General features: G+C 71.4%; 8 protein-coding genes and 3 pseudogenes. 9 read left to right on the plus strand and 2 right to left on the minus strand.

The window, feature by feature from the left end; translation table 11 throughout:
* The first annotated feature begins 3 nt into the window (after positions 1–3).
* From ACWFR1_RS21225 to ACWFR1_RS21260, 8 genes and pseudogenes are all read left to right on the plus strand, one after another.
* On the plus strand, positions 4–849 hold the full coding sequence (locus ACWFR1_RS21225) for a carbohydrate ABC transporter permease (protein ID WP_453553364.1): 846 nt from the start codon (positions 4–6) through the stop codon (positions 847–849).
* 69 nt (positions 850–918) lie between these two features.
* On the plus strand, positions 919–2,859 hold the full coding sequence (locus ACWFR1_RS21230) for a glycoside hydrolase family 5 protein (protein ID WP_453553366.1): 1,941 nt from the start codon (positions 919–921) through the stop codon (positions 2,857–2,859).
* A gap of 129 nt (positions 2,860–2,988) precedes the next feature.
* Positions 2,989–3,150 (plus strand): annotated as a pseudogene (locus ACWFR1_RS21235) (beta-galactosidase); the annotation flags it as partial.
* A 2-nt stretch (positions 3,151–3,152) separates the two neighbouring features.
* A pseudogene (locus ACWFR1_RS21240) lies at positions 3,153–3,286 on the plus strand (hypothetical protein); the annotation flags it as partial.
* A gap of 69 nt (positions 3,287–3,355) precedes the next feature.
* Positions 3,356–3,730: a beta-galactosidase gene (locus ACWFR1_RS21245; protein ID WP_453553380.1), complete on the plus strand. Its 375-nt coding sequence runs from the start codon at positions 3,356–3,358 to the stop codon at positions 3,728–3,730.
* Positions 3,731–3,786: 56 nt separating this feature from the next.
* A pseudogene (locus ACWFR1_RS21250) lies at positions 3,787–4,167 on the plus strand (beta-galactosidase); the annotation flags it as partial.
* Positions 4,101–4,379 (plus strand): hypothetical protein, encoded by a 279-nt coding sequence (locus tag ACWFR1_RS21255; RefSeq protein ID WP_453553382.1) that lies wholly within the window; start codon positions 4,101–4,103, stop codon positions 4,377–4,379. The pseudogene ACWFR1_RS21250 and the gene ACWFR1_RS21255, both read left to right, overlap by 67 nt.
* A 35-nt stretch (positions 4,380–4,414) precedes the next feature.
* The gene (locus ACWFR1_RS21260; RefSeq protein ID WP_453553368.1) at positions 4,415–5,086 is read left to right on the plus strand and encodes an HAD family hydrolase; all 672 of its coding nucleotides are present in this window, start codon (positions 4,415–4,417) and stop codon (positions 5,084–5,086) included.
* 56 nt (positions 5,087–5,142) lie between these two features.
* Here the strand turns inward: ACWFR1_RS21260 and ACWFR1_RS21265 are convergent, their stop codons facing one another.
* Positions 5,143–6,645: an APC family permease gene (locus ACWFR1_RS21265; RefSeq protein WP_453553370.1), complete on the minus strand. Its 1,503-nt coding sequence runs from the start codon at positions 6,643–6,645 to the stop codon at positions 5,143–5,145.
* Between the two features lie 239 nt (positions 6,646–6,884).
* The gene (locus ACWFR1_RS21270; RefSeq protein ID WP_453553372.1) at positions 6,885–7,490 is read right to left on the minus strand and encodes an NIPSNAP family protein; all 606 of its coding nucleotides are present in this window, start codon (positions 7,488–7,490) and stop codon (positions 6,885–6,887) included.
* A 242-nt stretch (positions 7,491–7,732) separates the two neighbouring features.
* On the opposite strand from ACWFR1_RS21270, the gene ACWFR1_RS21275 reads away from it, so the two are divergent.
* Positions 7,733–7,903, plus strand: coding sequence for a hypothetical protein (locus ACWFR1_RS21275; RefSeq protein WP_453553374.1), 171 nt, complete (start codon positions 7,733–7,735; stop codon positions 7,901–7,903).
* Positions 7,904–7,995: the final 92 nt, after the last annotated feature.

Here is a 7,995-nt window from a genome sequence, read left to right on the forward strand (position 1 = left end):
CGCGTGATCACCCTGCCCGCGCTGTCCCGAGCGTCGCGCCTCCTCGTACGCGGCCTGCTCATCGGCCTGCTGACCGCGGCCTTCCTCGCGCCCTTCTACCTGATGCTCCGCAACTCGCTGATGGACTCCCGGAGTCTGACCGCTCCCGAGTGGACGTGGTGGCCCTCGTCCATGCACGTCGAGAACTTCACCGCCCTGTTCGCCGACCCCACCGTCAACATGGGTCGGGCCCTCGGCAACTCGCTGCTGATCGCCGGGGTCACCGCGCCCGTCTCCACGCTCCTCGCGTCCGCCGCCGGCTACGCCCTCGCGCGGATCCCCGTCCGGGGACGCGGAGTGCTGCTCGCCCTGGTGGTGGCCACGCTGATGATCCCCGGCTCGGTCACCTTCGTACCGACGTTCGTCGTCGTCGGCTCGATGGGAGGCGTCAACACGCTCTGGGGCCTCATCGTGCCTGGCCTCTTCAACCCGTTCGCGGTCCTGCTCTTCCGCAACTTCTACCTCCAGTTCCCGACCGAGATCGAGGAGGCCGGCCGGCTCGACGGCCTCGGCTGGCTCGGCCTGTACCGCCGGATCGCCCTGCCGAGCTCCGGAGCGATGCTGGCCTCGCTGGGAGCGCTGTCGTTCATCGACAGCTGGAACTCCTTCCTGTGGCCCCTGGTCATCGGCCAGGACCCGTCCGCCTGGACCGCACAGATCGCGCTGTCCACCTTCCTCACCTCGCAGACCATCAATCTGCCGGGGCTCTTCGCCGGCGCCGTCGTCACCATCACGCCCCTGGTCGTCATGTTCCTCGTCGCCCAGCGGTACATCGTCGAGGGCATCGCCACCAGCGGCCTCAAGGGCTGACCCACGGCCCCGGCCCCTCATGCCGCACCACAAAGAACAGGCTCACGACCCCTTCCGCAAGGAGATCCCGTGACACCTCGCACATTCCTCCGACGCGCGACCGCGGCCCTGGCCGTCCTGTCCGCGCTGGTCGTCGGCGCGCCGGCCGCCGCCGCACCCCAACCCGAACCGGCGGCGGCGATCGCGCCGCCCGTCCCCCTCACCGGCGCGCAGCTCGCCGCCTCGTGGACCGCCCCACTGTCGACCCGGGACCGGTACGTCGTGGACGCGAACGGCGACCGGTTCAAGCTCAAGTCCGGAAACTGGGCCGGCGCCCAGGGCACCTGGCAGGGGAGTGGTGACGTCGGCGACGTCGCCAACCACCAGGCGAGGCAGATGTCGCACAACATTCCGCTCGGCCTGGACAGGAAGCCCATCGCCGGGATCTTGGCCGACTTCCACGCCCTGGGCCTGAACAGCATCCGGCTGCCGTTCGCCAACGCGGTGATCCACGACACGAGCGTCGTCCCGGACTCGGCCGTCGCCGCCAACCCGCAGCTCAAGGGCAAGACCCCGTTGCAGGTGCTCGACGCCGTCGTCGGGGCCCTGACCGCGGACGGCTTCGCCGTCATCCTCAACAACCACACCACCAGCTACCGCTTCTGCTGCGGGCTGGACGGCAACGAGCGCTGGAACAGCGGCCAGTCGACCCAGCAATGGATCGACGACTGGGTGTTCCTGGTGAAGCGCTACCAGGCCGACAAGCGGGTCGTCGGAGCCGACCTGCGCAACGAGGTCCGCCGCGACACCTGGAACGATCCCAACTGGGGCTGGGGCAACGACCACGACCTCTACAAAGCCATGGAGGAAGCCGGTAACAAGATCCTTCAGGCCGCCCCGGACATGCTCGTCGTCATGGAGGGCATCAACTGGCAGGGCATACCCACCGACCTGACCCCCCACGGCCGCCCGACGCTGACCCCCGTCGCCACGCTGTCCCACACCCTGATCCGCTCCGACAAGCTCGTCTACGCAGCCCACTTCTACGGCTACACGGGCCCCAACCACACGGGCGCCACCGGCACGGGCGAGACGCACGACCCGCGCTACGAGGAGTTCACGCCCGCACAGCTCGCCCAGGTCGTCGACGACCAGGCCCTGTTCGTCACCCGGTCCGGCCAGCACTTCACCGCACCCGTCTGGATCAGCGAGTTCGGTGCCGCCGGCCGTGGGGAGCCCGACGCCAGGGAACGCGCCTGGTTCACCAACTTCACCGACATCCTGGTGAGGAACGACACCGACTTCGCCATCTGGCCGTTGGTCGGCTGGACCGACTCGAACGGCACGCCGCAGGACAACTGGGCCATGGTCAACTACAGCGCGAACGGCACGCGGCTCGGTGTCATGGACGCCGGCGACTGGCGCGCCACCGACTGGAACAAGCTCGTCGGCGCCCCCGGCAGGACCGGCCGGATCGCCCCGGCCCCGCGCTGGAACATGCTCAACCTGGACTACGCCGACCACAACGTCTCCGCCACCATGCTCGCGAAGCCGGACTGGTCCCCGGGCAACCGCAAGGGCAACTGCCCGGACACCCAGCGACTGGTCGGCCTCGGCCGCAGCGACAGCCGCGGCCTGTGCACCGACGCCGGCCAGCCGGCCAAGGCGAGCGGCCCCTGGACCGTCGTGACCGACGAGCGGTACGTCACCGGCGGCGACTGGGCGAGCGGCTACGACAAGCGCCAGTGCCCCGACCGCACCTTCGCGGTGGGCTACAGCGTGAAGGGCAACGCCATGTCGGCCCTGCTGTGCGCTCCCGCGACCGTCTCCCTCCCCACCACCGGCCGCGTGCTCTGGTTCGACCAGGGCGACAACCGGCCTGCCACCGGCGGCTCGACCGGCAGTGACTGGGCGCCGGGCTACTACAAGGGGCAGTGCGCCGACCACGAGTACGTCGCCGGTGTCGCCTTCACCTGGAAGTGGAGCCACGGCGGCGTCCCCGACGCCCTGCTGTGCCGCCCACTCGCCTAGGGGGTGTTTCGAAAGTAGCGTCGTCTGCCCGAAGGGCAGGCCAGGCGTCGCCCGGCAGACGGGACTTTCGAAGCACGCCCTAGAACCGGGGGCCACACCCCGACACACCCTCTGAGGAGCACCACCGCCATGGCCCGCCTGGAGATCGCCGACGACGGCTTCCGTCTCGACGCCCGCCCGTTCCGGATCGTCTCCGGAGCCCTGCGCTACCTCCGCGTCCACCCGGAACAGTGGGCCGACCGACTCCACAAGGCACGGCTGCTGGGCCTCAACACGGTCGAGACCTACGTCCCGTGGAACGCGCACGCCCCCCGCCGCGGGGAGTTCCACCTCGACGGAGGTCTCGACCTCCCCGCTTCCTCCCCTACCTGGGCAGCAACGGCGGGCCGATCCTCGCCCTCCAGGTCGAGAACGAGTACGGCGCCCACGGCGACGACAGCGCCTACCTGGCCGAGCTTGCCGCCGTGCTGCGCCGCCACGGCGTCGCTGGGGCGGCATCCACGCCCGCCGCGACGCGGCCGACGCCGCCGCGGAGCTCGACACCCTGCTCGCCGCCGGCGCCTCCGTCAGCATCTACATGTTCCACGGCGGCACCAATTTCGGCTTCACCAACGGGGCCAACGACAAGGGCACCTACCGCCCCACCGTCACCTCCTACGACTACGACGCCCTCCTCGACGAGGCAGGGGACCCCACCCCCAAGTACGCCGCCTTCCGCGAGGTCATCGCCCGCCACGCACCCGTCCCCGCGGACTCCGTGCCCCCGCCGCCACCAAGGTGGCGTACGGCCCGGTGGAACTCACCCGCCCGGCCGGCCTGCTGGAACCCGCCGACGTTCTCGGCGCCCCCGCGACCGCCGGCCGGGCGCTGACCCTGGAGGAGCTCGGCCACCCCTTCGGATTCGTCCTGTACGAGACCGGCCTGCCCACGCCCGGGCCGGCGGTCCTGCACGCCGAGCAGGTCCACGACCGCGCCCAGGTCTTCGTCGACGGGCAGCCCGTCGGCGTCCTGGAACGCGAGAACCACGAGCACGCCCTCGCCTTCACCGTGCCCCGCCCCGGAGCCCGGCTCGCCGTCCTGGTCGAGAACCAGGGGCGCGTCAACTACGGACCGCGGCTCCGCGACCACAAGGGCCTGCTGGGCCGCACCACGATCAACGGGATGCCGCCCGCCGTGTGGCAGGGCCGCGCCCTGCCCCTCGACTGCTCGGAAGCCCTCGCGTACCGGCCCTTCGATCCCGCGTGGCCGCCGGTGGGCCCGGCCTTCCACCAGGGAACCCTCACCGTGGACGAGCCGGCCGACACCTTCCTCCACCTCGACGGCTGGACCAAGGGCCTGGCCTGGATCAACGGCTCCCCCTGGGCCGCTACTGGTCCCGAGGACCACAGACCAGCCTGTACGTCCCCGCTCCCGTCCTCAGGCCCGGCGCCAACGACGTCACCGTCCTCGAACTCCACGCCGCCGCCACGCGCCACGTCCACCTGCGCGACACCCCCGCTCCCGGAGCCACCGAGGAGTGAGAGGCCCCGATCAGCCCACCACCAGGGAGCATCCCGTGCCCGTGCGAACCGAACTCCAAGCGGTCCTCTTCGACATGGACGGCACACTCGTCGACACCGAGCGTCTCTGGCGGCGGACGGTCGAGGAGGAGGCCCTCGGTCTGGGCATCTCCCTCACGGACGCGGACCTCGCGTTCGTCCTCGGCCGCGCCGTCGAGGACTGCGCCGAGCACCTCGCCTCCCGCGCGGCGGAGGACGGCCGCACGGACCCGGCCCGGCTGGGCGACAACCTCGAACGGCGCTTCACGGAACTGGTCCGCGGACAGGTCGTCGCCCTCCCGGGGGCACTGGACCTCCTTGCGGCGATCCACGCAGTGGGCATCCCCGCGGCGCTGGTCTCGGCCTCCCCGCGGCCGGTCGTGGACACCGTCCTCGACGCCCTCGGCCGGCACCGGTTCACGCTCTCCGTGGCGGCGGGCGAGACCCCGCGCACCAAGCCGTACCCCGACCCCTACCGGGCGGCCCTGACCACCCTCGGCGCCGCCCCGGCCTCGTGCGTCGCCGTCGAGGACACCCCGACCGGTGTCGCCTCCGCGGAGGCGGCCGGCTGCACGGTCGTCGCCGTACCCTCGCTCACCACCATCGCCCCGGCGCCGCGCCGCACCGTCGTGCGGAGTCTGCTGGACGTGGACCTCGCGCTGCTCCGACGACTGGCCGTCACGCCGTGAGGGGGTCCGGTGCGGGCGGCTCCGGCAGCCAGTCGCGGGCCGGGTCCCCCTGGGGATTACTTCCGGCCGTGCACCAGGTCGGGGTCGGCCACGCTCGGGCGCTCCTGCCAGAACGCCGGTGCCCGCAGGCGTCGCGCGAGCATGAGGACCACGCCGGTGACGGCGATGCCGATGCCGATGACGAGGGGCGGACCGAGACCGAACCACGAGGTGCCGCTGTACGAGTTCGCCGGATCGGACATGTCGGAGACCGACCGCACCAGGAGCCAGGTCAGCAGCCCGGAACCGACCAGGGGGCCGACGCCGATCAGCAGGAGGTTGCGAACGCTGTCGAGGAGGTGCCGGCGGTAGTAGACGACGCAGGCGAGGCCCGTGAGGGCGTAGTAGAACGCGATGAGCAGCGAGAGCGCGGTGAGCGAGTCGAAGAGGGCGTTGGTGCTGATCCGGTTCACCACGAGGTACCAGGCGGCGGCGATACCGGCGACCCACCACGTACTGACGTCGGGGGTGCGGAAGTGCGGGCTGATGTGGCCGAAGTGCGCGGGCAGCGCCCGGCGGCGGGCCATGGACAGCGCGGTACGCGAGGCCGGGATGATGGTGGTCTGCGTGGAGGCGATCGCGGAGGTGGAGACGGCGAGCAGCAGGACCCAGTCCCAGCCGCCGAGCACGTCGGTGGCGAGCTGGGCGAAGACGAACTCCGCCTCGTCGGCGTTCTCGGCCAGGAACGTGGGACCGGCGTAGGCCACGATCGCGAATCCGACGGACACGTAGGTCACCAGGAGGATCACGGTCGACCAGAGCGCCGCCCTGCCGGGGGCGGTCGCGGAGTCCTCGACCTCTTCGGTGAGGTTGACCGCCGATTCCCAGCCCCAGTAGATGAAGACGCCCAGGAGCAGCCCGCCGGTCAGTGCCGCGCCGCCCGCGCCGAACGGGTTGAGCCAGCTGAGGGAGGGTTCGACGGACGCGTACGCGCTCGTCCCGGCGTAGACGGCGGTGAACGCGACGCCGACGAAGATCAGCAGACAGGCGACCTGCGCCAGGATGAGGACGTTCTGCACCTTCGCCGACAGCTCGGTGCCGACGACGCACACGGCCGTCATCACGAGGACGAGCAGCACCGTGAGCAGTTGGCGTACGAAGGTGTTGTCCACCCAGCTGTCGAGGCCGACGGCCATCAGGCCGAAGGTCACGGCCACGTCGGCGAGCGATCCGACGACCAGGACGCCGGTCATCGCGATGGCCCACCCGCCGAGCCAGCCCGCCCAGGGGCCCATGGCGCGCGTGACCCAGGAGAAGGTGGTGCCGCAGTCCTGGTCCACTTTGTTGAGGTAGGAGAAGGCCGACGCGATCAGCAGCATCGGCACGAAGGCCGCGAACATCACGCCGGGGGCGTAGACCCCGGCCAGGGCGACGATCGGGCCGATGACGGCGGCGAGGGAGTACGCGGGAGACGTGCTGTTGAGCCCGATGACGAGGGCGTCCACGAAGCCGATCGCGTTGGCCTTGAGGCCCGCCGGCCGCTCGGCGGACACGGCACCCTCGTCACCCTGGGCCGCCATGTTCCCTCGCTCCGGTTGGACCCCGACAGAACAGCGAGACGTACGCCTTCATCGTAGGAAGGCCCGGCCGCACCTGCATGCGCTGGAGGCCTCTGGCGCAGGGGGGGGTAGCCGCTCACCCGATCGACGAACGCCGGCATCAGCACGCCACTGGCGTCGTAGTGTCGAAGCGCGGTGACCGAGAGGCCGCTGGCCTGCGAGAACTGCCCCATCGGCGGAAAGAAGGACGCTGCCTGGGGCTACCGCCCCCGGACGGGCCGCAGCCGGAGCTGCTGCGGAGCCGACTTCAGGTGGGTCGAGAGGTCCGGCAGGCACGGTGCCTGCCCCGCCGTGAACCAGAGCAGGACGTCCTCACCGGTCCGGACCGGCAGTGCGGGGAAGGTGTTCTCCGCGTGCAGGGAGTGGTGTACCGCCTGTGCGGGGGTCCCGTCGGCGGTCAGAGCGGGGCGCAGGTGCTGCTCGAAGTGGTCGGCGAAGGCCGCGGGGTCCACGGGGTGGCAGATGGTTGCGACGAGCGGCCCCGAGGTGTCCGGGGCGGCGAGGCCCGGTCCGGACAGCAGGAGCACGTCGTCCGAGTCGATCATGGTCGCGTTGGCCCTCTCGCGATGGGCCTGCCAGACGGGGCCGCCGTAGAAGGCGTGCAACGCCCGCGCCCGTGCCGCCATGTCCGGGAAGCTGCGCAGCCAGACGAAGCGGTCAGGGTCGTCCAGGTCCCGGAACCGGCCGCCTACGGTGATGCCGGCCGCCTCCTGCCCCGTGACGAATTCCCGCTCGAAGAGGTCGACCAGGGTGTCCCGGGCGTCCGGGTGGAGGGTGTACTGCCGGAGTTCGACGATGACGTTCATGGCCCGCATGCTAGAGCCGGTCCACTGACACCTCCTGTCAGTGGACCGGTAGGAACATGAACGGATCCGCCGCGCGGGCAGGCCTGTGACAGCACCCCCTGGGACGCCTCCGCGTTCGACGGTCGGCGCTCCGCCGTGAAGCCCGTGACGGCCACGGCGACGTGGCAGAACGCGATGACGGTCTCGGCCCGGAGGAAGGTGATGCAGTCCATGAGGGAGCCGATCGGTGGCGTGCCGGGGGCGTGTTGCGGAAGGCCGCCAGGGCGAAGAGCGTGGCGGTCAAGGACGCGGCGGCCAAGACGGCGATCGCCGCCGTGTACGGCACGCCCGTCGTCCAGCTCGATCTCGACAACCTCTACGGGAACGGCGGCGGTGGCACGCATTGCGTCACCATGCAGGAACCCGCCCGGTGAGCGACCGGCCGGCCCCGGGGACCTCGGCCCCGGCCGGGGCCCCCCGGCCCGGCAGGGGAACCCGCACCCTGACCCGGTACGCCGGCCAAGCC

It is taken from the genome of Streptomyces sp. NPDC055103, from assembly GCF_053607625.1.